At 64.7% G+C, this 24164-nt stretch carries 31 protein-coding genes; 16 read left to right on the plus strand and 15 right to left on the minus strand.

Annotated elements, in window-relative coordinates; genetic code table 11:
- Window positions 1-36 precede the first annotated feature (36 nt).
- The 4 genes from ybaK to queG all read right to left on the minus strand — a co-directional run bounded on the left by ybaK (window position 37) and on the right by queG (window position 3231).
- Entirely contained in the window at window positions 37-528 is a 492-nt protein-coding gene (gene ybaK, locus AWB80_RS21680) for a Cys-tRNA(Pro) deacylase (protein WP_061176708.1), read from the minus strand.
- A gap of 65 nt (window positions 529-593) precedes the next feature.
- Window positions 594-1523: a site-specific tyrosine recombinase XerD gene (gene xerD / locus AWB80_RS21685; RefSeq protein ID WP_061176709.1), complete on the minus strand. Its 930-nt coding sequence runs from the start codon at window positions 1521-1523 to the stop codon at window positions 594-596.
- Window positions 1520-2002, minus strand: a complete 483-nt coding sequence (locus AWB80_RS21690; RefSeq protein WP_061176710.1) for a methylated-DNA--[protein]-cysteine S-methyltransferase — start codon at window positions 2000-2002, stop codon at window positions 1520-1522. The genes xerD and AWB80_RS21690 overlap by 4 nt, the downstream gene beginning before the upstream one ends.
- Window positions 1999-3231 carry a tRNA epoxyqueuosine(34) reductase QueG gene (queG, locus tag AWB80_RS21695; protein WP_061176711.1) on the minus strand — a complete coding sequence of 411 codons (1233 nt, stop codon included), beginning with the start codon at window positions 3229-3231 and terminating at the stop codon, window positions 1999-2001. The genes AWB80_RS21690 and queG overlap by 4 nt, the downstream gene beginning before the upstream one ends.
- Window positions 3232-3249: 18 nt before the next feature.
- Between queG and tsaE the strand changes: the two genes are divergently transcribed.
- Both tsaE and AWB80_RS21705 read left to right on the plus strand, forming a co-directional pair.
- Window positions 3250-3834, plus strand: a complete 585-nt coding sequence (gene tsaE, locus AWB80_RS21700; protein WP_061176712.1) for a tRNA (adenosine(37)-N6)-threonylcarbamoyltransferase complex ATPase subunit type 1 TsaE — start codon at window positions 3250-3252, stop codon at window positions 3832-3834.
- Entirely contained in the window at window positions 3816-5339 is a 1524-nt protein-coding gene (locus tag AWB80_RS21705; RefSeq protein WP_061176713.1) for an N-acetylmuramoyl-L-alanine amidase, read from the plus strand. The genes tsaE and AWB80_RS21705 overlap by 19 nt, the downstream gene beginning before the upstream one ends.
- 19 nt (window positions 5340-5358) lie before the next feature.
- On the opposite strand, the gene AWB80_RS21710 is transcribed toward AWB80_RS21705, so the two are convergent.
- Window positions 5359-6240, minus strand: a complete 882-nt coding sequence (locus AWB80_RS21710; RefSeq protein WP_061176714.1) for an EamA family transporter — start codon at window positions 6238-6240, stop codon at window positions 5359-5361.
- A 161-nt stretch (window positions 6241-6401) separates the two neighbouring features.
- Entirely contained in the window at window positions 6402-6662 is a 261-nt protein-coding gene (locus AWB80_RS21715; RefSeq protein ID WP_061176715.1) for a hypothetical protein, read from the minus strand.
- 177 nt (window positions 6663-6839) lie between these two features.
- Between AWB80_RS21715 and AWB80_RS21720 the strand changes: the two genes are divergently transcribed.
- Window positions 6840-7739, plus strand: a complete 900-nt coding sequence (locus AWB80_RS21720) for a pirin family protein (RefSeq protein WP_061176716.1) — start codon at window positions 6840-6842, stop codon at window positions 7737-7739.
- A gap of 79 nt (window positions 7740-7818) precedes the next feature.
- The gene (trxA, locus tag AWB80_RS21725) at window positions 7819-8667 is read left to right on the plus strand and encodes a thioredoxin (RefSeq protein ID WP_061176717.1); all 849 of its coding nucleotides are present in this window, start codon (window positions 7819-7821) and stop codon (window positions 8665-8667) included.
- A gap of 57 nt (window positions 8668-8724) precedes the next feature.
- Here trxA and AWB80_RS21730 read toward each other — a convergent pair whose 3' ends face one another.
- A complete protein-coding gene (locus AWB80_RS21730; protein ID WP_061176718.1) occupies window positions 8725-9570 on the minus strand; it encodes a tRNA threonylcarbamoyladenosine dehydratase in 846 nt (281 codons plus the stop codon).
- 286 nt (window positions 9571-9856) lie between these two features.
- Between AWB80_RS21730 and pdxH the strand changes: the two genes are divergently transcribed.
- The 3 genes from pdxH to AWB80_RS21745 all read left to right on the plus strand — a co-directional run bounded on the left by pdxH (window position 9857) and on the right by AWB80_RS21745 (window position 12875).
- The gene (gene pdxH / locus AWB80_RS21735) at window positions 9857-10498 is read left to right on the plus strand and encodes a pyridoxamine 5'-phosphate oxidase (RefSeq protein ID WP_061176719.1); all 642 of its coding nucleotides are present in this window, start codon (window positions 9857-9859) and stop codon (window positions 10496-10498) included.
- Between the two features lie 83 nt (window positions 10499-10581).
- The gene (locus AWB80_RS21740) at window positions 10582-11796 is read left to right on the plus strand and encodes an SAM-dependent methyltransferase (protein WP_061176720.1); all 1215 of its coding nucleotides are present in this window, start codon (window positions 10582-10584) and stop codon (window positions 11794-11796) included.
- A complete protein-coding gene (locus AWB80_RS21745) occupies window positions 11772-12875 on the plus strand; it encodes a DUF72 domain-containing protein (RefSeq protein ID WP_425266876.1) in 1104 nt (367 codons plus the stop codon). Before AWB80_RS21740 ends, AWB80_RS21745 begins: the two co-directional genes overlap by 25 nt.
- Window positions 12876-12882: 7 nt before the next feature.
- On the opposite strand, the gene msrA is transcribed toward AWB80_RS21745, so the two are convergent.
- Window positions 12883-13443: a peptide-methionine (S)-S-oxide reductase MsrA gene (gene msrA, locus AWB80_RS21750; RefSeq protein ID WP_061176721.1), complete on the minus strand. Its 561-nt coding sequence runs from the start codon at window positions 13441-13443 to the stop codon at window positions 12883-12885.
- A 50-nt stretch (window positions 13444-13493) separates the two neighbouring features.
- On the opposite strand from msrA, the gene AWB80_RS43405 reads away from it, so the two are divergent.
- Both AWB80_RS43405 and AWB80_RS21755 read left to right on the plus strand, forming a co-directional pair.
- Window positions 13494-13769: a hypothetical protein gene (locus AWB80_RS43405; RefSeq protein ID WP_143328114.1), complete on the plus strand. Its 276-nt coding sequence runs from the start codon at window positions 13494-13496 to the stop codon at window positions 13767-13769.
- Window positions 13766-14278: a flavin reductase family protein gene (locus AWB80_RS21755; RefSeq protein WP_061176722.1), complete on the plus strand. Its 513-nt coding sequence runs from the start codon at window positions 13766-13768 to the stop codon at window positions 14276-14278. Before AWB80_RS43405 ends, AWB80_RS21755 begins: the two co-directional genes overlap by 4 nt.
- A gap of 3 nt (window positions 14279-14281) precedes the next feature.
- Here the strand turns inward: AWB80_RS21755 and AWB80_RS21760 are convergent, their stop codons facing one another.
- Window positions 14282-14785 (minus strand): Lrp/AsnC family transcriptional regulator, encoded by a 504-nt coding sequence (locus AWB80_RS21760; protein ID WP_061119413.1) that lies wholly within the window; start codon window positions 14783-14785, stop codon window positions 14282-14284.
- Between the two features lie 133 nt (window positions 14786-14918).
- Here AWB80_RS21760 and kynB point away from each other — a divergent pair, with 133 nt between their 5' ends.
- The 3 genes from kynB to kynA are packed head-to-tail and all read left to right on the plus strand — an operon-like array spanning window position 14919 to window position 17705.
- On the plus strand, window positions 14919-15545 hold the full coding sequence (gene kynB / locus AWB80_RS21765; protein WP_061176723.1) for an arylformamidase: 627 nt from the start codon (window positions 14919-14921) through the stop codon (window positions 15543-15545).
- Between the two features lie 26 nt (window positions 15546-15571).
- Complete coding sequence (kynU, locus tag AWB80_RS21770; protein WP_061176771.1) at window positions 15572-16822, plus strand: kynureninase; 1251 nt, start codon at window positions 15572-15574, stop codon at window positions 16820-16822.
- A 13-nt stretch (window positions 16823-16835) separates the two neighbouring features.
- Window positions 16836-17705: a tryptophan 2,3-dioxygenase gene (gene kynA / locus AWB80_RS21775; protein ID WP_061176724.1), complete on the plus strand. Its 870-nt coding sequence runs from the start codon at window positions 16836-16838 to the stop codon at window positions 17703-17705.
- Window positions 17706-17709: 4 nt separating this feature from the next.
- Here kynA and AWB80_RS21780 read toward each other — a convergent pair whose 3' ends face one another.
- On the minus strand, window positions 17710-18510 hold the full coding sequence (locus tag AWB80_RS21780; protein WP_061176725.1) for an IclR family transcriptional regulator: 801 nt from the start codon (window positions 18508-18510) through the stop codon (window positions 17710-17712).
- 145 nt (window positions 18511-18655) lie between these two features.
- On the opposite strand from AWB80_RS21780, the gene AWB80_RS21785 reads away from it, so the two are divergent.
- From AWB80_RS21785 to AWB80_RS21800, 4 genes are all read left to right on the plus strand, one after another.
- Window positions 18656-19846, plus strand: a complete 1191-nt coding sequence (locus AWB80_RS21785; protein ID WP_061176726.1) for an acyl-CoA dehydrogenase — start codon at window positions 18656-18658, stop codon at window positions 19844-19846.
- A 264-nt stretch (window positions 19847-20110) separates the two neighbouring features.
- A complete protein-coding gene (locus AWB80_RS21790; RefSeq protein ID WP_061176727.1) occupies window positions 20111-20413 on the plus strand; it encodes an ElaB/YgaM/YqjD family protein in 303 nt (100 codons plus the stop codon).
- Window positions 20414-20595: 182 nt separating this feature from the next.
- The gene (locus AWB80_RS21795) at window positions 20596-20976 is read left to right on the plus strand and encodes a phage holin family protein (protein WP_061176728.1); all 381 of its coding nucleotides are present in this window, start codon (window positions 20596-20598) and stop codon (window positions 20974-20976) included.
- A gap of 20 nt (window positions 20977-20996) precedes the next feature.
- Window positions 20997-21494, plus strand: coding sequence for a DUF3318 domain-containing protein (locus tag AWB80_RS21800; protein ID WP_061176729.1), 498 nt, complete (start codon window positions 20997-20999; stop codon window positions 21492-21494).
- A gap of 8 nt (window positions 21495-21502) precedes the next feature.
- On the opposite strand, the gene AWB80_RS21805 is transcribed toward AWB80_RS21800, so the two are convergent.
- Genes AWB80_RS21805 through AWB80_RS21825 form a run of 5 tightly spaced genes read right to left on the minus strand, consistent with a single transcriptional unit; the run spans window position 21503 to window position 24160 of the window.
- A complete protein-coding gene (locus AWB80_RS21805) occupies window positions 21503-21955 on the minus strand; it encodes a type IV pilin protein (RefSeq protein WP_061176730.1) in 453 nt (150 codons plus the stop codon).
- Between the two features lie 9 nt (window positions 21956-21964).
- Complete coding sequence (locus tag AWB80_RS21810; RefSeq protein WP_061176731.1) at window positions 21965-22450, minus strand: pilus assembly PilX family protein; 486 nt, start codon at window positions 22448-22450, stop codon at window positions 21965-21967.
- On the minus strand, window positions 22447-23235 hold the full coding sequence (locus AWB80_RS21815) for a PilW family protein (RefSeq protein ID WP_061176732.1): 789 nt from the start codon (window positions 23233-23235) through the stop codon (window positions 22447-22449). The genes AWB80_RS21810 and AWB80_RS21815 overlap by 4 nt, the downstream gene beginning before the upstream one ends.
- A complete protein-coding gene (locus tag AWB80_RS21820) occupies window positions 23232-23615 on the minus strand; it encodes a type IV pilus modification PilV family protein (RefSeq protein WP_061176733.1) in 384 nt (127 codons plus the stop codon). Before AWB80_RS21820 ends, AWB80_RS21815 begins: the two co-directional genes overlap by 4 nt.
- Window positions 23612-24160: a GspH/FimT family pseudopilin gene (locus AWB80_RS21825; protein ID WP_061176734.1), complete on the minus strand. Its 549-nt coding sequence runs from the start codon at window positions 24158-24160 to the stop codon at window positions 23612-23614. Before AWB80_RS21825 ends, AWB80_RS21820 begins: the two co-directional genes overlap by 4 nt.
- Window positions 24161-24164 lie beyond the last annotated feature (4 nt).

Below are 24164 nucleotides of genomic sequence, written 5' to 3' on the forward strand. Positions count from 1 at the left end.
GATGTTTTTGCAGTGGTAGCGGGAGCGGAACGCATTCTAATCGACGCTCGCGCACTGCACGGGCTTTGCGTCGAGCAGTTGCGTCAGAACAGACGGTTTCAGGCTGACGAGATAGCCGCGCCGCCCGCCATTCAGATAAATCAGGTCGAGGTCGAGAATGCTCGATTCGACGTACACCGGCATCGCCTTCTTCGTGCCGAACGGCGAGGTTCCGCCCACGAGAAAGCCCGAATGCCGGTTCGCCACTTCGGGCCTGCACGGCTCGATGCGTTTCGCGCCCGTCTGCCGCGCCAGGTTCTTGGTGGACACGGTGCGGTCGCCGTGCATGAGAACGATCAGCGGCTTCGCGTGCTCATCCTCCATCACGAGCGTCTTGACGACGCGATGCTCGTCCACGCCGAGCTGCCGCGCGGATTCTTCCGTGCCGCCATGCTCGACATAATCGTAAGGATGTTCGCCGAACGCCACCTTGTGGCGGCGCAGGAACTGCGTCGCGGGCGTTTCGGATACGTGTTTGGCTTTCGACATGGACGCATTGTAGCGAGTGCGCGAGCGTGAGAGGCCGTGGCACGATCGTTCGCGAATGTGGGTTCTCACCCGCGCGGATGATGCTCGCGATGCAGCTTGTGCAGACGCTCGCGCGCGACGTGCGTGTAGATCTGCGTCGTCGAGATGTCCGAGTGCCCGAGCAGCAATTGCACGACGCGCAGGTCCGCGCCGTGATTGAGCAGATGCGTCGCGAACGCGTGACGCAGCGTGTGCGGCGAGAGCGGCGCGTGCACGCCGCCCTTCAGCGCATGGCGCTTGATGATGTTCCAGAACTGCTGGCGCGTCATGCCTTCGCCGCGCGTGGTGACGAAAAGCGCATCGGCGGAACGCGCGCCGAGCAGCGCCGGACGCGCTTCGCGCAGATAGCGTTCGAGCCACGCGTGCGCCGTCTCTCCGAAGGGAATCAGGCGCTCTTTCGAGCCCTTGCCCATCACGCGCACGACGCCTTCGTTCAGGCCGACTTCGACTGTCTTGAGCGTCACCAGTTCGGTGACGCGCAGGCCGCTCGCGTACATCAGCTCGAGCATCGTGCGGTCGCGCAGGCCGAGCGGCGCCTCGATGTCGGGCGCGCCGAGCAGCGCTTCGACCTGCGTTTCATTGAGCGTCGACGGAAAGCGCGGCGGCTGCCTCGCCGAACGCAGCTTCAGCGTCGGATCGGAGGTGGTGCGGTGTTCGCGCAAAGCCCACGCGTAGTAACGGCGAAAGACCGACAAGCGCCGGTTCGCCGACGTCGCCTTGTCGCCGCGGCGCGCGGCCATGTAGCCGTTCATGTCGGCCTCGACGGCGAAATCGATCGACGCGCCGCGCGTCTTGCCGAGCCATTCCGCGAAGAGCTTGAGATCACGCCGATACGCTTCGAGCGAGTTTTTCGCGAGACCGTGTTCGAGCCAGAGCGCATCGCAGAAGAGATCGATCGAGTCGTGGCTCGCGGTGAGTTCCGGCGTTTGTATTGCTTCAGTCGTTGCGCTCGTCATGCGATCGATACACCTTCATGCGCCAGCAGCCAGCGCTTCACATTGCGATAAAAACCCTCGCCGGGATGATGCGCGAAGCCGCCGATCCCGCCCGATGCCACTACCCGGTGGCACGGTATCACGATCGGCAGCGGATTGGAGCCGCACGCCTGCCCGACCGCGCGCGGCACGCTGCCGATCTCGCGCGCAAGCTGCCCGTAGGTCCAGACGTGCCCCGCCGCGATGCCTGAAATGCCCCGCCATACGCGCTGCTGAAACGCGGTGCCGCGGACCGCGAGCGGCAGGTCGAAGCGCATCGACGGCGTGTCGAAGTAACGGCGGATCTGCGCGGCCGCGTCGCGGGCGAGCGGCGTGTGCGGCTCGACGCTGTCGACATCGTCGGGCAGATAAACGATCTCGCGCACGCACTGCGCATCGGCGCGAATGCCGACTTTGCCGAACGGCGCGTCGATCACGGCATCGAACGGAATGGTCTTCATGATTGCTCCAGCGCCCACCGAACGTGTTCGCGGACGAGTTCGGACGAGTCATCTTCACGCGCGCGCAACGCGTCGACGATGGCCTCGCGTTCGCCTGCGTCGAGCGCGGAGGAACGCAACGCATTGCCCATCCCGACCGCGATATTGCGCAGCCACCGCTCATGCCCGATGCGCCGGATCGCGCTGCCCTGCATGCGGGTGTCGAAATCGCCGGCGCTCCATGCGAACAGTTCGACCAGCGTCGCGCGATCGAGCCCATGCCGCACGTCGAAATCCGCGACGGGCGCGGCCTGCGCGAACTTGTTCCACGGACAGACGAGCTGGCAATCGTCGCAACCATAGACGCGATTGCCGATCAGCGGACGCAGCTCTTCGGGAATGCTGCCGTGCAGTTCGATCGTCAGATACGAGATGCAGCGCCGCGCATCGACGCGATACGGCGCGACGATCGCACCGGTCGGACATGCGCCGATGCAGCGCGTGCACTGCCCGCAATGCGCGCCTTCCTGCTCGGGATGCGGATCGACGGGCAGCGGGACATCGACGAAGATTTCGCCGAGAAAGAACAGCGATCCGGCATCGCGATCGAGCAGCAGCGTGTGCTTGCCGCGCCAGCCGTTGCCCGCCTTCTGCGCGAGCGCGACTTCCAGCACCGGCGCGGAATCCGTGAACGCGCGATGCCCGAACGGCCCGATCTCGCTTTCGATGCGCTCCGCCAGTTGCTGCAGACGATTGCGCATGACCTTGTGATAATCGCGGCCGCGCGCATAGATGGAGACCATCGCCTGCGATGGCTTCGCGAGCCGCGACCATTCGATCGCGCGCCAGTCGTTCTTCTGACCATCGGCTGTCGCGACACTTTCATCGCCCTGTTTCGCGAGCGTTTGCGCCGGCAAATAGGCCATGCGCGCGGTGATGACACGTCGCGTCCCGGCCACAAGCTCGGCCGGTCTTGCGCGTTTCATCCCATGTTTGGCCATATAATCCATTTCGCCGTGATAGCCTGCTTCCAGCCAGTCATTCAGGCCTTTCTCGGCATCCGTCAGGTCGATATCACTGATGCCGACGGCACCAAACCCTAACTCGCGCCCCCACGCCTTGATGCGTTGCGCGAGCTCCGCCAGCGCGTTTTCATCGAGTTCGATGACGCGAGACTCTGAGACGGACTCAGCGGCGGCGTCGCTGGACGCGGTCGTGAATTCAACGGAATGTTCCGGCAATCGGTTCATCACGACATTTTACGAGCAATGCCCGAAAGCCCCGTACGAACGACGCAAGACCTTCCCTCCGCGCTTCTCGAACGCCGCTTCGAGTTGCGCGACGAAGCGGCGACGCTCGCTTTCGGAGAACGCTTCGCGCGCGCCATCGACGCCACGCGCATCCGCGCATCGCAATCTTCTTCTGAACGATTTCACGGTCTTCAGGTCCAGTTGATCGGAGATCTGGGCGCGGGCAAGACCACGCTCGTGCGCGCCACGCTGCGCGCGCTCGGCCACGTCGGCCGCGTGAAGAGCCCGACCTACACGCTCGTCGAGCCGTACTCGCTCGTCATCGAAAGCGGACCGCTCGACGTTTATCACTTCGATCTCTATCGCTTCGCCGATCCGGCCGAATGGGCCGATGCCGGCTTCCGCGAATATTTCGATGCGGGCGCGCTGTGCCTCGTCGAGTGGCCGCAACAGGCGGGCGGCCTGCTCGGCGTGCCTGATCTCGTGTTCCAGTTGTCCCTGCCGGACCACATCACCCAGGAAGCACATTCGGACGAAGAAGGCCGCGTTCTGAGCGCGCGGGCGTTTAGCGAAACAGGAAAGTCATGTCTCGAAAGATGTTGATCAAGCCATTTCATTCGATCGAAGCGGGCGCCGTCGCGCCGCACAACTGGCGACGCCGCCAGGTGCTGCGCGCGGGCGCCTCCACGCTCGTGCTCGCGCTCGTCGGCCCGAAGCTCGCGCATGCGAGCAGCGTGCTCGGCGTGCGCGTGTGGCCCGCGCGCGATTACACCCGCGTGACGATCGAATCGGACCAGCCGCTGCAGAACGCGAACCAGTTGTTGCAGGGACCGGACCGGCTCGTCGTCGACCTTTCCGGCATCGATCTCGATCAGGCGCTGCGCGATCTCGTCTCGAAGATCACGCCGAACGATCCGCAGATTCAGGCAGTGCGCATCGGGCAGTATCAGCCGCATGTCGTGCGCATGGTGTTCGATCTGAAAGGCTCGGTGAAGCCGCAGGTGTTCACGCTGGGTCCGATCGGCAGCTACAAGTACCGGCTCGTGTTCGACCTGTACCCGGCGGTCGCGCCCGATCCGCTGATGGAACTGCTCGCGCAGACCGAACGCAAGCAGGAGGCGCTCGACCGCGCCAATCCGAATCCGTCCGCGCCGCCGCCCGCGACGCTCTCCGGACCTGCGACCGCACAGAAGCCGAGCACGCCCGATTCCACCGACGACTTTTTCCAGAAGTACGCGCAGAACGATGCGCCGGTCGAGATCGCGCCATCCGTTCCGGCGACTCCGAAGCCCGCCGCGAAACCGCGCGTGCCGTCCGCGCCGCCGGTCATCGCGAAGAAGGACGACGGCGACGCCGATCAATACGCCTTCTCCACGCCCAAGCAAGGCGCCGGCACGACGCGCCTGCTCACCGTCGCGATCGATCCGGGTCACGGCGGCGAGGACCCCGGCGCGATCGGCGGCCAGGGCACGTACGAGAAACACATCGCGCTCGACATCGCGAAGAAGCTGCGCGCGAAGATCGACGCTCAGCCCAACATGCGCGCGATGATGACCCGCGACGCCGACTTCTTCGTGCCGCTCAACGTGCGCGTGCAGAAGGCGCAGCGCGTGTCGGCGGACCTGTTCGTGTCGATTCACGCGGACGCGTTCACGTCGCCCGATGCGCGCGGCTCGTCGGTGTTCGCGCTGTCGGAGCACGGCGCGTCAAGCGCCGCCGCGCGCTGGATGGCGAACAAGGAGAATGCGTCGGATCAGGTCGGCGGCATCAACGTGAAATCGCAGGACGCGAGCGTGAACCGCGCGCTCTTCGATATGTCGACGACCGCGCAAATCCGCGATTCGATGCGCTACGGCAGCTTCGTGCTCAACGAGATCGGCGGCATCAACAAGCTGCACAAGGGCTCGGTCGAGCAGGCGGGCTTCGCCGTGCTCAAGGCGCCGGACATTCCGTCGATCCTGGTCGAGACCGCGTTCATCAGCAATCCGGACGAGGAAGCGCGCCTGAACGACGAAGCCTATCGCGACAAGATGGCCAACGCGATCATGAAGGGCATCAAGCGCTACTTCGCGGCCAATCCGCCGCTCGCGAAGAGCCGCATGACGTAAGGCGCGCAAGCGTTGGGGTTCAGCGCGTCGTCGGCAGGATGCGCTGCATGAAGCGCGCGCCGAACACGTTCACCGCGAGTCCCGCCATCACGAGCGCCGCGCCCGCGATCTGCGCGGCGCTCAGCGCCTCGCCGAGAAATGCCGCCGCCGACGCGAGCCCGATCACCGGGACCAGCAGCGAAAACGGCGCGACGCTTCCCGCCGGATAGCGCGCCAGCAATTTCCCCCACAGGCTGTAGCCGACGATCGTCGCGACAAACGCGAGATAAAGAATCGCCAGCACCGACACGAGCGGAATGTGCGCGAGACTCGCTTCGATGCGCGCCGGGCCTTCGAAGATCAGCGAGAGCACGAGAAACGGCAGCGGCGGAATCAGGCTGCCCCACACGACGAGCGACAGCAGATCGACCTTGCCCATGCGCTTCGTGGCGATGTTGCCGAGCGCCCACATTGCCGCGGCTGCGAGCGTGAAGAGAAAGCCGGTGACGGTCATCGCGTGGCCGCCGCGCATGCCGATCAGCGCGAGTCCCGCCGCCGCGATCACGAGCCCGGCGACATTCGCCGCGCGGATGCGCTCGCCAAGGAACATCGATGCGAACACGAGCGTGAAGAACGCCTGCGCCTGCAGAACCAGCGACGCCAGTCCGGCTGGCATCCCCACATACATGCCGTAGAAGAGCAGCGCGAATTGGCCGAGCGAAATGGTGAGGCCGTAGGCAAACAGCCAGCGCAGCGGAATTTGCGGGCGCTTGACGAACAGCGCCGGCACGGCAGCGAGCGCGAAACGCAGCGCGCCGAGCAGCATCGGCGGCACGCCATGCAGCCCCAGTTTGATGACGACGAAATTCACGCCCCACGCGAGAATCACGATCGATGCAATCAGCAAATCCTTTGGCGACATCGCCCTTCCCCTTCTTTCGTGCGCGTTGATGGCGAATCGGAAAGTGTAGCGGAGGGTCGCGCGAGGTTGCTTGTCAATTCCTGCGCGGCATGACGAAACACGCGAAAAGCGCTCGCGCCGCCTTTGCGGCAGCGCGAGCGCTTCGGTCCAGGAAACCGCGCTTACTTGCTTTGGCCCGACTCGGCCGCCGCGTTGTTGCCGGTTTCCACGTCCGGCGTCTTCTTGCCCGACGAAGGATGCGCGGTGTGCTTCTTCGGCGTCTTGTGCTTCATCGTGCCGGCCGAATTGTCGGTGGTGGCGCCGGCATCGTTGCTCATCGCCCCCGACGAATTGCCCGACGACGTCTGCGCGAATGCGCCCGTCGCGGCGGTGGCGGTAAAAAGGCTCGCGGTGATGGCGATCAACAGCTTGTTCTTGCTCATTTTCAGACTCCCGATGCTGGTTGCAAAAGTTGTGCGAAGCCGCGCGCATGCGCATGAACGCGGCGACGTAAAAGATGAGCGCCCCGGCGGCACGCCTGCGTTGCGCGGCATCGGCCGGTAGAATCGATGGAACCACGCGCGCCATTCCGGCGCCCGATCCTTCCAGCGAATTCCGCCATGCCATCGACGATCCGCGCACTCCTCAAGCCTCACCAACACGACGTCGGCGGCCTCATGGTGCGGCGAGTGCTGCCCGCGCTCGCGGCGCGCACCGTCGGACCTTTCATCTTTTTCGACCACATCGGTCCCGCAACGCTCGTGCCCGGCAAGGGACTCGACGTGCGTCCGCATCCGCATATCGGGCTCGCGACGGTCACGTATCTGTTCGACGGCGCGATCATGCATCGCGACAGCGTCGGCTCGGTGCAGAAGATCGTGCCCGGCGACGTCAACTGGATGACCGCGGGCCGCGGCATCGTCCATTCGGAGCGCACGCCCGACGAAGAGCGCGCCGCCGGTCAGTCGATGCACGGCATCCAGACGTGGGTCGCGCTGCCGGTGGCGAGCGAAGAGGTCGAGCCCGCGTTCGAGCATCACGCGGCCGCCGCCTTGCCGCAGATCGAACGCGACGGCGTCACGTTGCGCGTGATCGCGGGCACGGCGTTCGGCGCGCAGGCGCCCACGCGCACGTTTTCGCCGACGCTCTATGTCGCCGCGCAATTCGCCGCCGCGAGCGAGATCACGCTCGATACCGAGCACGAGGAACGCGGTGTCTATCTGGTGAGCGGCGACCTGTCCATCGACGGCGAAGCGCTGCCCGAACAGCAGATGGCCGTGCTCACGCCGGGCGCGGACGTGACGCTGCGCTCCGCGAACGGCGCCGTCGCGATGCTGCTCGGCGGCGCGCCGCTCGACGGCCCGCGCTTCATCGAATGGAACTTCGTGTCGAGCGCGCGCGAGAAGATCGACGCCGCAAAAACCGCATGGAGCGAGCAACGCATGGGACGCGTGCCCGGCGAGACCGAGTTCATCCCGCTGCCGCCGCAGCGCCGCGAAAATCGCCCGCCCGAGGCATGAGGCGTGCGTGAGCGCTTGAGAGTCGCGCGGATCGTCCCCATATAGATGGGATCGACCGCAAGCATTAGGAGAAAACGCAATGGATACGACCCTCGCCACCTTCGAGAACGATGTCATCAACGCGTCGATGCTCGCGCCGGTTCTGGTCGATTTCTGGGCCCCGTGGTGCGGCCCGTGCAAGACGCTCGGACCGATGCTCGAAAGGCTCGAAGCGGAAGCCGCCGGCAAGTGGAAGCTCGTCAAGGTGAACGTCGACGAGAATCAGGAACTCGCGGCGCACTTCCAGGTGCGCAGCATTCCGCATGTGATCGCGTTCGCGGATGGCCGCCCGGTCGACCAGTTCATCGGCGTGCTGCCGGAGGGCGAGTTGCGCGCGTTTCTCGACCGTCTGGTGCCCGCTGGCGCCGATGCCGAGCGCAGCGCCGCGCAAAGCGCGTGGGCCGCGGGCGACCGCAAGAAAGCCATCGACACGATCAAGGCCGCGCTCGCGCTCGATCCCGGTTACGACAACGCGCGCCTCGACCTGATCGAGTGGCTGATCGCGGAGCGCCGTATCGAAGACGCGAAGGAAGAGGACAAGCTGCTGTCGCCCAAGACGACGCAGGGCATCGACGCGCGCTACAACGCACTGAAAACCGAGCTCGACGCCGCCGATGCAGCCGCCGATCTGCCACCCGCCGACGCGCTGATCGACGCGGTGAACGCCAACCCCGACGATCTCGACGCGCGTTTCGCGCTCGCCAATCGGCTGATCGCGGGCCGGGACTATGCGGGCGCGCTGGAAAACCTGCTCGCGATCGTCGTGCGCGACCGCGCCTTCATGGACGACGTCGGCCGCAAGACCATGCTTTCCGTGTTCGAACTCGCCGCCAATCAGCCGGATCTCGTGTCACAGTGGCGGCGCAAGCTGAGCGCGGCGATCAACTGATCGACCAACCGCTGCAAGGGAAAACGGCCAGTTCTATCGGGAACTGGCCGTTTTGTTTCAGGCCGCGCGTTTCGCCAGCGCACGCAACACAAACGCGGCCGCCGCGAAACCGAAGCTCGCCGTGACGCACACGCTCGACCCGAACCCCGCGCAATTGAGCCCGACCGGACCAGAATAACCCGCGCCCGTTTCGAGATGCTCGGCGCCTTCGCTGATATCGCATGCGGGCGCGTCGGGATAGATCAACGGCTCGTCGGAATACACCGCGCTCACCTTGAAGCGCGCTTTCGGGCCGCGCGGAAAGCCGTGCAGCTTGCGCAACTGGCCGCGCACCTTCGACAACAACGGGTCCTGAATCGTCAGCGCGAGATCGTCGATGCGAATGCGCGTCGGGTCCAGTTGCCCGCCCGCCCCGCCGACGGTGATGAGCGCCTGCTTGCGCGCCACGCACCACGCGATGAGCGCGGTTTTCGTGCGTACGCTGTCGATTGCGTCGACCACGTAATCGAAGCCGCCGCCGAGCGTCGCGTCGAAATTGCCGGGCTCGACGAAATCCTCGATCTGCTCGACGACGCACGCCGGATCGATCAGCCTGATGCGCTCGGCCATCGCGGTGACTTTCGCCTTGCCGTAATTGCCGTCGAGCGCGTGAATCTGGCGGTTCGTATTGCTTTCGGCGACATTGTCGAGATCGATCAGCGTCAGCTTGCCGACAGCGCTGCGCGCGAGCGCTTCGGCCACCCACGAGCCCACGCCGCCGATGCCGATCACCGCGACATGCGCTTTCTCGAACGCGGCGAGCGCGGGCGCGCCGTACAGACGCGCGATGCCGCCGAAGCGGCGCTCGCGATCGGCGATGTCTTCGGCGGAAGGCGTGACAGCAGTGTCGGATGAAGCGTTCATGTCGTGCGGATGGGTGAAGCCGGGTCCGTTGAAAGCAAACTAAAAGCCATCAAAATGCTGCGCTCGTTGTGCGGCGTCAATCAAGGCTTACGGACGGCTGTCGGGTTTGAAAACTTGAGTGTCCGATCATGCAAAATTCGATCGAATTGCGTATTCTGCCTTATCGAAACCCCGGACGTGATAGCCGTGAGCGCCGCACCTGCCGGCACGCAACAGGTCCAGGGGTAATCAGGGCAAGAACGTTTCACCTTGGCTATACTGACCCGACTGTAGTGTTTGCATAAAAATGACGACTCTCGCTGACCTTCGCAAAAACTATTCGCGCGGCGCGCTCGACGCCGCGGACGTCGATCCGGACCCGGTACGCCAATTCCAGACCTGGTTCGCCCAGGCGCTCGATGCCAAGTTGCCCGAACCGAATGCCATGACGCTCGCGACCGTCGATGCAGAGGGCCGTCCGTCCGCCCGCATCGTGCTGATCAAAGGCGTCGACGAGCGTGGCTTTGTTTTTTTTACCAATTACGATAGCCGCAAAGGCCGCGAACTTCTTGCCAATCCCGCGGCGAGCCTGCTGTTCCACTGGATCGAACTCGAGCGCCAGGTACGTATCGAGGGCCGCGTCGAAAAGACGAGCGATGAGGAGAGCGACGCGTATTACGCATCGCGTCCGCTCGGCTCGCGCATCGGCGCGTGGGCGTCCGACCAGAGTCAGCCGCTCGAAAGCCGCGAAGCGCTGGAAGCGCGCGAGCGCGAGATGATCGCTCAATACGGCGACGCGCCGCCGCGCCCGCCGCACTGGGGCGGTTATCGCCTCGTGCCGGACGCCGTCGAGTTCTGGCAGGGACGCCCGTCGCGGCTGCACGATCGCATCGTCTATACGCGTGGTGACGCGCTCGCGCCGTGGCGCATCGCGAGACTCGCGCCGTAGACGACTGGTGCCGAAGCGGCAGGCAGCACGAACATGGAGGCGCGAAGCCTTCTCTTGATTTCATCTAGCGCGGAGAAACAAGCATGTTCTGGGAGAAGAAGCTGACGCAGTGGGTGGAGGAAGTGCGCGACCGGGCCAATCTGCCCGCGCGGCTCGTGCTGTGGGATGGCCAGCAGCACGATTTCGGCCAGTTCGCGGCGCCTCGTGTGACGCTGCACGTGAAGAGCGCGACCGCGCTGCCCTATCTGCTCGAACCGAGTCTCGACAACCTCGGCGAAGCTTACGTGAAGGGCAAGATCGACATCGAGGGCAAGCTCTCCGACATCATCAACATCGGCTATTCGCTGGCGAAGAGCACGGTGACGAGCGCCAGCAAGCTCGCCCGCGTGCGACGCTACTTCCATCATTCGAAGACGTCGGACCGGAGAGCCATTCAGTACCACTACGATGTGTCGAACGAGTTCTATCAGCTCTGGCTCGACAGGAACATGGTGTACTCCTGCGCATATTTCGAGAACGGCGACGAAGACATCGACACCGCGCAACTGAAGAAGATCGACCACATCCTCACGAAGATCCAGTTGCAGCCGGGGCACACGCTGCTCGATATCGGCTGCGGCTGGGGCGCGCTCGTGATTCGCGCGGCGCAGAAGTTCGGCGCGAAGTGCGTGGGCGTCACGCTCTCCGAAAACCAGTTCAGGCTCGCGACCGAGCGCGTGAAAGCGGCGGGTCTCGAAAACAGAATCGAAATCCGACTGCAGGATTATCGCGACATTCCGGGGCATTTCGACCGCATCACGAGCGTCGGCATGTTCGAGCATGTCGGGCGCAAGAACCTGCCGGACTACTTCGCGAAGATCCGCGATCTGCTCGTCGATGACGGCATCGCGATGAATCACGGCATCACCTCGTCGGACGCCGACAGCGGCGAGACTTCGCTCGGCGGCGGCGAGTTCATCGACAAATACGTGTTCCCGGACGGTGAGTTGCCGCATATCGGCCTCGCGCTCGAAAGCATGCAGCGCGGCGGACTGGAAGCGCTCGATGTCGAAAGCCTGCGGCGGCATTACGCGCGTACCCTCGACATCTGGGCCGACCGTTTCGAAGAACACGCCGAAGAAGCGAAGAAGCTCGTCGACGATGAGCACTTCCGTATCTGGCGGCTGTATCTCGCGGGCTGCGCCTATGCGTTCGAGAACGACGACGTGTCGATCTATCAGGTGGTCTGCCGCAAGGCGGGGCGCAGTGCGACGACGCTGCCGTGGTCGCGGCGATATATCTACGAGAAGGCGCTCTGAACCACGATTCGCTCCATCCCGACGCGGACGAACCTGAAGATCAGTTCGATCTTTTCGGCGAGTCCGCGCCCGTTTCGGCGGAACCAGCGAAGCCGCCGAAGCAACCCAGACCACGCGGCATCCTGCCCGCGCCCTTGCAGCCCGAACTCGAAGCCATCGCGCAACGCCTGCCCGACGCCATCCATCTCGGCACATCGACATGGTCGTTTCCGGGCTGGCGCGGCATCGTCTACGGCGACGAGTACTCCAACACAAAGCTTTCCCGCGACGGCCTCACCGCTTACGGCGCGCATCCGCTTCTGAGAAGCGTGTCGATCGACCGCTCGTTCTACGCGCCGCTATCGCTTGCCGAATATGCGCGCTATGCATCGCAGGTGCCCGCGCATTTCCGCTTCATCGTGAAAGCGCCCGCTTCCGTCACCGATGCCTTCGTTCGCGGCGAGCGCGGCACGCCGGACGCGCAGAACCCTGCGTTCCTGAATGCGCAGATAGCCATCGACGAGTTCGTGACGCCGTGCATCGGCGGGCTCGGCGCGAAAGCGGGCGCGCTCGTGTTCCAGTTCTCGCCGCTGCCCGATGCGATGATCGTCGAGCCGGCGGGTTTCATCGAGCGGCTGTCGGCGTTCATGAGCGCGTTGCCGCCGCTCGAAGGCGAGGCGTGCTACGCCGTCGAGATTCGCGACGCGGTGATGCTCACGCCGCGTTTCATCCGCGCGCTGCGCGACGCGAACGTGCGCTATTGCATCGGTGCGCACGCGCGCATGCCGGACGTGCGCCGTCAGGCGAAGGCGCTCGCGTTGCTGGATGAAGAGAGGATGGGCCCGCTGATCGTGCGCTGGAGCCTGCACAGCGGCTTTCGCTACGAGCAGGCCAAGGCGAAGTACGAACCGTTCGACCAGATCGTCGATGAAGACCGCGACACGCGCGAAGCGCTCGCCGAACTGGCCGCGCGTTATGCGATCGCGGGCCAGCCGGTTGTGATCGCGGCGAACAACAAGGCGGAAGGCTCCGCGCCGCTCACCTGCTTCGAACTCGCGCGCGGCATCGCGGAGGAAATCGAGCGCGCGCGAGACAGCTAGAAGCGCTTTACGCCTTCAGCCGATGCACGAACTTCTTGCGAAACTTCGCGACCTTCGGCCCGACGACCGCCGCGCAATAGCCCTGATTCGGATGCTGCGCGAAATAGTTCTGGTGATACGCCTCGGCAGGATAGTAGTCGTCGGCGAGCGGCACGACCTGCGTGACGATCTTGCCGCCGTAGACATCCTCGCGCTGCAACTCGTCGATCACTTCGAGCGCGATCTTGCGCTGTTCGTCCGAATGCGTGAACACGGCCGAGCGATACTGCGTGCCGACATCGTTGCCCTGCCGGTTGAGCTGGGTCGGATCGTGCGTCGCGAAGAAAATCTCCAGAATCTCGCGATAGCCGATGACGGACGGATCGAACACGACCTTCACCACTTCCGCGTGGCCGGTTTCGCCATCGCAAACCTGCTCGTAGGACGGATTCACCACCTTGCCGCCCGCATAGCCCGATTCGACCGACTCCACGCCCTGCACCGCGAGAAACACGGCTTCGGTGCACCAGAAACATCCGCCGCCGAGCGTCGCGGTATCCAGTTTCGCCTGCTGGCTAATTTGGGTCATAAAGCGCAACTCCTCATCAAGTGCATGCGGCCACGCCGCGGATCATGCATATGGATGCGCCCGCGCGGTTCTTCAATCTCGCGGGCGAGATGAATCGAGCTTACTGGGTTTGGCCGCGCCGCGCAGAAAGCCCGGGCGGCAGCAAACTTGCTGCCGGAATACGGTCATTTGGCGGCTACGCGCGGCCGATTCCGATAGAATCGAAGCAAATCTCCAGTTTTTACATGACTTCTGAAAAGGTTCTTCCGACTGAAGCGCGACGCGCGGCCGGCTCGGTAGCACACGACACATTCGACCGCCCATTTGCCTGCTCATCTGCCAAATGACACGCGCCAAAACCCCGAATTTCGATCCGACCGCGTTTCGCGCCGCGCTCGGCCAGTTTGCGACCGGCGTCACGGTCATCACGACGCGCACCGAGTCCGGCCAGTTGATCGGCATCACCGCGAGTTCGTTCAACTCGGTATCGCTCAATCCGCCGCTGGTGCTGTGGAGCCTCGCGACGAAATCGGCGTCGATGCCGGTATTTCGCGCCAACAGCCACTATGTGGTGAATGTGCTCGCGGCGTCGCAGCTCGACCTGTGCCGGCGTTTCGCGACCGTCAAGGGCGACCGCTTCGCGGGCGTCTCACACGCGGCCGGCGATACGGGCATGCCCGTGCTGGATGGCGCGCTCGCGTGGTTCGAATGCCACAACCGCAGCCGTTACGACGAAGGCGATCACGTGATCTTCGTCGGCGAAGTGGAACGCTGCGGCCTGCGCGAAGACGTGACGCAAGTCGCGCCGCTCGTCTTCCACGCGGGCGGCTTCCATACGCTGGGACCGCTGGAATAAAACTCAGGGCGTGTGCGCGCGCCCCGGCTGCTCGATCAGCGCGACCGGTACGCCCGCGTCGTCCTTCATTGTCTGAAGCACGATGTTCGAGCGGATGTCGATCACGCCGGGCGCCTTGTAGAGCTTCGAAAGAATGAAATCGGAGTAATGCTTGAGGTTGTGCGCGAGCACCCGCAGCACGTAATGCGTGTCGCCGGTGACGACGAACGCGCCGACCACTTCCGGCCATTCGCGCACGGCGGCGGCGAACTTCTCATGCCAGTTTTCCTGGTCGTTGCGCATCGAGACGTGGACGAACGCCTCCAGTTCGATGCCGAGCCGCTCGCGATCGAGGCACGCGCGATAGCTCGCGATCACCCCTTCCTCTTCGAGCAGCCTCATTCGGCGCAAGCACGCCGACGGCGAGAGCGAAATGCGCTCCGCCAGGTCCAGGTTGCTGATCCGTCCGTCTTCCTGCAGTACCGCCAGAATTCGGCAATCTGTTGCATCGAGCGTGAAGCCGGTCATTTTTGAGTCCCCTAGCCCGTTTCATCGAATTATGTTCTAAGCGCGACACTTTTGGGTGGTTATTTCGCAAGCACCTTTCGAGATAACGCGACTATGATTTGACGCATCTTCACAATTTCTGCTAGAGCGCGTCATGACGCTTCTGGATATTTCCCCGCCGATCGATACCACCACGCCCGTATGGCCCGGCGATACGCCGGTCGGCATCGAGCGCGTGTGGCGCATGGAGGCGGGCTCGCCCGTCAACGTCGCGCGGCTCACGCTGTCGCCACACACCGGCGCGCACGCCGACGCCCCGCTTCACTACGACCAGCACGGCAAACCGATCGGCGAAGTCGCGCTCGATACATACATCGGGGCGTGCCGGGTCGTGCACTGCATCGGTGCTTCGCCGCTCGTGATGCCCGAGCATATCGCCGCGCATCTCGACGACATCCCGGCGCGCGTCCTTTTTCGCACCTATGCGCACGCGCCGCTCGACGCGTGGGACAGCGCCTTCACCGCCGTCGCGCCGCAAACCATCGATTTGCTGGCCGAAAAAGGCGTGAAGCTCATCGGCATCGATACGCCCTCGCTCGATCCGCAGGACTCGAAGACGATGGATGCTCACAAGCGCATCCGCGCCCACGGCATGGCGATCCTCGAAGGCCTCGTGCTCGACGCCGTCGCGCCCGGCGATTACGAACTGATCGCCCTGCCGCTCAAATTCTCGACGCTCGATGCGAGCCCGGTTCGCGCCGTCCTGCGTCCGCTTTCCTGATGATCTTCAAATATATGGACTTTTCGATGAAACATCGTGACGAAGCCGTGGCACTCGACCGCGACGATCCGCTCGCCAGCCTGCGAGGCCAGTTCGCACTTGCTGAAGGCGTGATCTACCTCGACGGCAATTCGCTCGGCGTGCCGCCCAAAGCCGCCGCCGCGCGCGCCGCCGACGTGATTGCCGCCGAATGGGGCGAAGGTTTGATTCGTAGCTGGAACACGGCCGGCTGGTTCGCGTTGCCGAAGCGGCTCGGCAACAAGCTCGCACCCCTCATCGGCGCGGGCGAAGACGAAGTCGTCGTGACCGACACGATTTCCGCGAATCTCTTCAAGATTCTCTCGGCCGCGCTCAAGCTCGCGAACGAGCGTGATCCGAAGCGGCGCGTAATCGTCTCCGAACGTTCGAACTTTCCGACCGATCTGTATATCGCGCAGGGTTTGATCGAGCAGCTCGATCGCGGCTACGAGCTGCGCCTCGTCGATGATCCGTCGGAACTGCCCGCCGCGATCGACGAACACACCGCGATCGCGATGATCACGCACGTCAACTACCGCACCGGCTATATGCACGACATGGCCGCGCTCACGCAGACGATTCATCGCGCAGGCGCGCTCGCCGTCTGGGATCTCGCGCATTCGGCGGGCGCGGTGCCGGTCGATCTGAACGGCGTCGGCGCTGACTATGCGGTGGGTTGCACGTACAAGTATCTGAACGGCGGACCGGGCTCGCCCGCGTTCGTGTGGGTGCCGAAACGCCATCAGAACACGTTCTCGCAGCCGCTTTCCGGCTGGTGGGGACATAGGAAGCCGTTCGAGATGGATCCGGTGTATCGCCCGGACGACGGCATCGGCCGCTTTCTCTGCGGCACGCAGCCGATCGTTTCGATGTCGCTGGTCGAATGCGGGCTCGACGTGTTCCTGCAAACCGACATGCAGACGCTGCGCCGCAAGTCGCTCGCCCTGAGCGATCTGTTCATCAGGCTGGTCGAGGAACGCTGCGGCGAGTTCCCGCTCTCGCTGGCGACGCCGCGCGAGCACGCGCAACGCGGCTCGCAGGCGAGCTTCGCGCATCCGAACGGCTATGAGGTGATGCAGGCGCTGATTGCGCGCGGCGTGATCGGCGATTATCGCGAGCCGCACATTCTGCGCTTCGGTTTCACGCCGCTGTACACGCGTTTCGTCGATGTGTGGGACGCCGTCGAAATCCTGCGCGACGTGCTCGCGAGCGAAAGCTGGCGCGCGCCCGAGTTCGCCGAGCGCGCATCGGTGACCTGAGAGGAGCGTCGACATGAGCAATACGCAAGGCTGCCCGTTCGGTCATGGAGCGCCAGCACAGGAAAAAGGCTGGCACGACGCCAAGCTCGATTTCTCCGATTCGATGAGCTACGGCGACTATCTCGGCCTCGATTCGATTCTCAACGCGCAGCATCCGCTCTCCCCGGATCACAACGAGATGCTGTTCATCGTGCAGCATCAGACGAGCGAGCTATGGATGAAGCTCGCGCTCTACGAATTGCGCGCGGCGCTCGCGGCCGTGCATCGCGATGAACTGCCGCCCGCGTTCAAGATGCTCGCGCGCGTGTCGCGCATCTTCGAGCAGCTGGTGCAGGCGTGGAACGTCCTCGCGACGATGACGCCCTCCGAATACACCGCGATGCGCCCGTATCTCGGCCAGTCGTCGGGGTTTCAGTCGCATCAGTATCGGCAGATCGAGTTCATGCTCGGCAACAAGAATGTGCAGATGCTCAAGCCCCATGAGCATCGGCCGGAGATTCTCGGGCAGGTACGCGAGACGCTCGAAGCGCCCTCCTTCTACGATGAAGTGATCCGCCTGCTCGCGCGGCGCGGCTTCGAGATCGATCCGGCGCGCCTGAATCGCGACTGGTCGCAGCCCACGACGCACGATCCGTCCGTCGAGGCGGCGTGGCTCGCGGTGTATCGCGATCCGTCGCATCACTGGGACCTGTACGAAATGGCCGAAGAACTCGTCGATCTGGAAGACGCGTTCCGGCAATGGCGCTTCCGTCATGTGACCACGGTGGAACGCATCATCGGCTTCAAGGGCGGCACGGGCGGAACGGCGGGCGCGTCTTACTTGCGCAAGATGCTCGATGTCGTGCTGTTTCCGGAACTCTGGCACGTCCGCACGGTGCTGTGAACCGTCACGCGAGACGCGCGGCCAGCGCCTTCAGCTTCGGGCCGATCGTCTCGCGGAAATACGCCTCGCCCATCGACGACGCCGGTCCGCTGCTCGACAACACGAGCCAGCGCCCGTTGCGCAGATCGCGGAACGGTGCGGCGATGGCGTTGACGTCGTCGTGCCATTCGCGGAACGAATAGCAGCAGCCGTCGCGCGCGAAATCCTCGATCGCGCGGCGGGCGGCGTCGACGTTCGCCGCGCCTTCGCTTTTGCCGAGTTCGTCGAACAGCGCCTCGCGCGCCGCCGGTTCCTGCACGGCGAGATACGCGCGGCCCATCGAACTCGTGAGCATCGACAGGCGCGAGCCGGGCGCAAGTCCGAGCGTCAGCGCGGTTTCGCTGCGGATGGTTTCCAGATAGATCATGTCGAGTCCGTCGCGACAGCCGAGTGAGACCGCCGCGCCGATCTCCCGCGCGAGCGCGCGCATGTGCGGGCGCGCGAGTTCCAGCGTGTCCGCGCCCGCGAGCAACGTGAAACCGAGCGACAGCACGCCCGTGTCGAGCGCGTACTTGCCCGCGGGGTCGTCGAAGCGCAAATAGCCGAGCGTGGTTAGCGTGTAGGCGAGCCGGTTGACCGTCGCCTTCGGCAAACCCGTGCGTTCGACGAAATCGCGATTTCCCAGCAGCGTCTCGCCGGGCCGGAACGCGCGCAGCAAATCGAGCCCGCGCGCGAGCGCGACGACGAACTTGCGCTCGTCGATTTCCTCGGACGACACATGCCGCGATGAAATCGACGCTGAATTTCGGTTGGAATCGGTCGGCATCGGATGCTAAACTCGGATTTGATTTGCAAAACATTGTTTCGCTTAGCGGAACTCATGTCAAGCGCCTCGCGCGCCGGCCGTTCGTGGAGACCTACATGAATCCCGAGCCGCCCCGGCGCTTTTCGATGAAATCAGGAGACTGCACATGGCCGACGCCGCCCGTTTCAACTGGGAAGATCCGCTCTTGCTGGATCAGCAACTGACCGAAGACGAACGCATGGTGCGCGACGCCGCGCACGCCTACGCGCAGGACAAGCTGCAGCCGCGCGTGACGCAGGCGTTTCGCGAGGAAAAGACCGATCCGGCGATCTTCCGCGAGATGGGCGAACTGGGCCTGCTCGGCCCGACGATTCCCGAACAGTACGGCGGTCCGGGTCTCAACTACGTGTGCTACGGCCTGATCGCGCGCGAGGTCGAACGTGTGGATTCGGGCTATCGCTCGATGATGTCGGTGCAGTCGTCGCTCGTGATGGTGCCGATCAACACCTTCGGCAGCGAGGCGCAAAAGGAAAAATATCTGCCGAAGCTCGCGCGCGGCGAGTGGATCGGCTGCTTTGGTCTCACCGAGCCGAACGCCGGCTCCGATCCGGCCAGCATGACGACGCGCGCAAAGAAAGTGCAGAACGGCTATTCGCTATCCGGCACGAAGATGTGGATTTCGAACTCGCCGATCGCGGACGTGTTCGTCGTCTGGGCGAAGCTGGAGGAAGACGGTCGCGACGAGATTCGCGGTTTCATCCTCGAGAAAGGCTGGAAGGGTCTGTCGGCGCCCGCGATTCACGGCAAGGTCGGCTTGCGCGCGTCGATCACCGGTGAAATCGTGATGGACGAAGTGTTCGTCCCCGAAGAGAACCTGCTGCCGAACGTGCGCGGGCTCAAAGGCCCGTTCACCTGCCTGAACTCGGCGCGCTACGGTATTTCGTGGGGCGCGCTCGGCGCGGCCGAAGCGTGCTGGCACACGGCGCGGCAATACACGCTGGACCGCAAGCAGTTCGGCCGGCCGCTCGCGGCGAACCAGCTGATCCAGAAGAAGCTCGCCGACATGCAGACCGAAATCACGCTCGGCCTGCAAGGTGTGCTGCGCCTCGGCCGCATGAAGGACGAAGGCACGGCGGCTGTCGAGATCACGTCGATCATGAAGCGCAATTCGTGCGGCAAGGCGCTCGATATCGCCCGCCTTGCGCGCGACATGCTCGGCGGCAACGGCATCTCCGATGAATTCGGCGTCGCGCGTCACCTCGTCAATCTCGAAGTGGTGAACACGTACGAAGGCACGCACGACATTCACGCGCTGATTCTCGGCCGCGCGCAGACGGGCATTCAGGCGTTTTTCTAAACGGACTTCATTCACAATCGGGAAAGGCCGGTGCTGCGCGCGCCGGCCTTTTGCTTTTCGGCGGTCATACAGTTTGTAACTTTCGATACGCGCCTGAAACTTTTACGGGACAGATCGAATCCATTCCAGACGATGTCGATGTATTGACGAGCGCGGGCAACTGGAACGGAATCTGCGTGAGTCCGCGCGGCGGGACGTACGCCTCCTCGTCAGCGACCCCATCTTTGGTTACGATGCGCGTAGCCTTACCGATTGGAGCCTTTAATGTCAGAAATCAACAAGGAGCGATTCATGTCGGATATCAAAACCGTACTCGCTGACGCCGAAGATCTTTTGAAGCAGGCGGCTACCGCCACCGGTGAACGCGCTTCCGAATTGCGCGAGTCGGCGCTCACCCGTCTGAAGCAGGCAAAGGAGAAAGCCGCTGACGCCCAGGTCGTCGTGATCGAGCGCGGCAAGAAGGCCGCGCGCGCCACCGACGACTACGTGCACGAGCATCCGTGGGCGTCCATCGGCATTGCGGCGGGTCTCGGCATGGTCATCGGCCTGCTGATCAACCGCAAGTAACAGCCGGCTCCTCGCCTTCATGGCCCGCAGATTGCTAATCTGCTCTCTGTCGCGGTTCCCGCTGAACTGAACCGCGAGCGCTCTGCCCGGGCGCGCGGCTCGACACTCGCGCCGGCCGGCCGCCTCGTGCGCCGACCGGAACCACAAAAAAGCGGCACCAACGCGCTTCTCGCATCCAAGCCATGACGACAGAACGGCCACCGCAGCAATCGTCCCCCGGACCGCTGCGACGAATCCTGAGCTCCGCCTTCGCCATCTTCGAGACGCGCCTTGAACTCATCGGCATCGAGCTTCAGGAGGAGAAGGAGCGCCTCATCGGCGTGCTTTTCCTCGGCCTCGCCGCCATGATGCTCGCGATGATGGCGCTCATCTCGCTGACGGTGCTCATCGCCATTTTCTTCTGGGACACGTATCGCTGGCAGGCGCTCGGCGGCATCACCTTGCTCTATGCGCTGATCGCGCTTGCATGCGGCCTGCGCGCGCGCAGCAGCTTGCGCGATGCGCCGAACATGTTCGACGACACGCTCGCCGAATTCCGCAAAGACCGCGACACGTTCCGCTGATCCCGCGCCCCTACCAAGCCATGAGCCAACACGACGACACCTTCAGGTCGCCCAAGCGCGACAAGATGCAGAAACTGCGCACGCCGCACATGCGCGCGCTGCGCAAGGAACTGCTGATCGCCCGTGCGGATGTCGAGCGGATGGAACTGCGGCAGGCGACTTACGATCTGCGCTCGTCCGTCACGCACTTCAGTTTTCTGCGCTTTCTGATGCCGGGCGGCGGTTCGCGCCGCTGGGGCAAGCGCCGCGCGTCGGCGGGCGGCATCGGCGGCATCCTCGGCTCGCTGCTCGGATCGGGCAACCTGGGACTGCTGCTCAAGCAGTACCCGATCATCGGCTCGCTCGCCTCGCTCGTGCTCACCAAGCCGGTGCGAACGAAGCTGCTGCACGGCGCGAAGCCCGTACTCAAATGGGGCGGCCTCGCGCTCGCCGGATGGGAAGGCTGGCGCATCTATCAGCAGATGAAGACCACCGCGCCCGAAACGTCCAGTGACGCCGCTGATCCGACCGTGTTCTGACATCGGCATCATTCCTTTCCCGCCCAGCACCGCGCCGACTGCGCCGCATCGAGCGGATCGGTCGCACCGGGCGCGTGATTCCAGCGCAGTCCGGTGGCGTCGATGACGAAGGCGCCGCAGCCGTCGTCCTGCATCGGGCCTGTCGCGACGGGCACGGCTTCGATCGCATAGCCGCCGTTCGTCGATGATTCCGGCAGCACGGCGACGCGATACACCGGGGCGCCATTCGAAGGCGCCTGATCGAGCCCTGCACTCAGCGCGATGGCGTCGCCGCTCTCCGATGTCTGCGCGAGCCGCGCCGTTTCGACGAACTGAACGGCCCGCATCAACGCCGACGCGGCTTCCACCCGATGCGCCTTCACCACGTGCGTCCGATACGCGGGAACGGCGAAACTCGCGATGATCGCCGCGACGGCCAGCGCGATCATCAATTCAAGCAGGCTGAAGCCTTTCTCTTTCATGTCGATCCTTCAAAACGGCCGGGCGACGACGCGCCGCCAGTGACGTGTGCTCGCGCCGTCCGCGATATCGATTCGAAGCTGTAGCCAGGCTTCGGAATCCGGCGTCGCGCCGAAACCGCGCGCGGTGATCAGGTAGGACGCGCCCGCCCCCGCTTCGATCAGGCACTGCGGCGCGTGGCGCGCGTACGGCCAGGAGGCGAACGGCGCGATGGCGGCGGCGGAAGGTCCTTCGAACGATGCTTTCAGGCGCCATCGCGACGGTTCGTCGTTCGGCGATGGGCTGGTCGCAGGCAACGCGAGCGCCAGCATCCGGCTGCATCGGATGAGCGCGCTGTCCGCTGCATGGAAGGCCTGCACGCGCTCGCGCGTCGCGACGGTCGCGCGAGCCGCCACGAGCGATGTCTGCAGCCACGCGCTCGCGGTGACCAGCATCATCGCGGCGAGAATCAGGACGATCGGCAACGTGGCGCCGTTTGAACGTGAACGACGCTTCATCGCGCGTCTCCGGATGCGCCCGTCGACGCATTGCGAATCGCGACGCGCCGCCAGAACGTCTGGCGCGCGCGGCCGTCGTCGGCAAAGGCAGGCGCGCCGCTGCAATCGACGTAGTTCGTTCTGCGCTTCGTCTGCGTGGCGAAGCCGCGCACGAGCACGCAAATATCGGCGGCGTAGGCATCGCGCCAGCGCTCGCGCGCGACCGCCGTCGCGTCCAGCGCCGCTGGCGTGCCCGTCAGCCAGTACGTCACCCGAAACCGTTCGATTCCTTCGACGACGGGTTGCGCCTGCCTGCCGCCGCCCTCGCAGTAAAGCTCGGGTTCGCCGGAGGAACTGCTGGGCTTCGCGTAGAAGCGGTTCGTGACGAACGCATCGGCGACGGTCTGGCCGATGCAATCCGTCGGCACGCCGCCGCTCGACGCCCACGTGGACACGACGTCGGCCGAATAGCGGATCTGCACGCCGTCCGAACGGCTTGCGAGCGCTTCGCACGAGGCCGCCGTTTCCGCGCCGACGACGCGGCCTTGCGCGCAGCCGAATATCGCTGCGTCGACGTTCGGGCCGAGCTTCGACGCGAATCCGGCCATCTGGATCTGCTGGCCGAGCACGTCGAGCGCAACGGACCCGGCGTCGTGAATGCGTGCGGCATCGGTGGCGCGCTCGAACGCGGCGCGCTGCGCCCGATAAAGCGCCAGCGACGCGCTCACGATCGCCATGCCGAGCGCGAGCGCGATCGTCATTTCCAGCAGCGTATGGCCGCGCGATGCGAGGAGGCGTGGAGTCATCGCGCGAACGCCACCGCAATGCACGACGTGAGCGACCTGGCGAGCGGCTCGGGGCAGGGATCGGCGCGGTCGTCGGCGCGCCAGCTCACCGTCGCGATGCGCACGCCGTCGGCGCGATCGAACACCGCGACATCGCCTGCGGGCAGCATCGACGACGCCCTCGCCTGCCACTGCGACACGATCGCCGCGCGGTCCGCATCGCTACGCACGCCCTCCGCGACCGAATCCGCGATGAGCGCCGCGCGTTCCCGCAGCAGCGCCGCCCGCTCGCCGCGCGCCAGCGCGCTCTGCACTGCAACCACCCCGAGCGCGGTCACGGCCGTGAGCGCAAGCGCGATCATCACTTCGATCAGCGAGTCGCCGCATTGCGTGCGCTTCATGCCGACGCTCCGCAACCGCCCTGCGTCATGCGCGCCCGCCCGCCGGCAGCGAGGCGGATGCAGCGGCGCGACGCGGAATTCGCCGCGGAATCGGCGCCGCGCGGAGCGAAGTCGAAGCTGCGGAAGCCGCCGATCACCTGCCCGTCGGGCGGCGTGAATGACAACTCGGTCGATGTTCCCGCAATCGAGATCGATGTCATCGCCGGCTGCATCCGCAGAAGTGTCGACGTGCCGTCGCGATCGACGAACAAGCCCCAGCCGCACGACCAGTCGGTGACGCCGCCATCGCAGCTGCGCCCCGCCGCGAGACAGCGACGGGACGCATCGATTCGGCAAAGCGTCACGCGCGCCCCTCGCCGCACGGCTTCCGCACGCGCGAGCGAAAGCGTGGAAAACAGTGCACGCGCTCGCGCATCGACCTGATCGCGCGTCTGCCACGCGATGAACGACGGCGCGGCGAAGGTCGCGAGTATCGCCATGATGGCGAGCACCACGCACAGTTCGACGAGCGTGAATCCCTGATTCCAAGCGCGGGTCATCTGCATTCCT

The sequence above is a fragment of the Caballeronia pedi genome (genome assembly GCF_001544915.2).
Taxonomy (GTDB): domain Bacteria; phylum Pseudomonadota; class Gammaproteobacteria; order Burkholderiales; family Burkholderiaceae; genus Caballeronia; species Caballeronia pedi.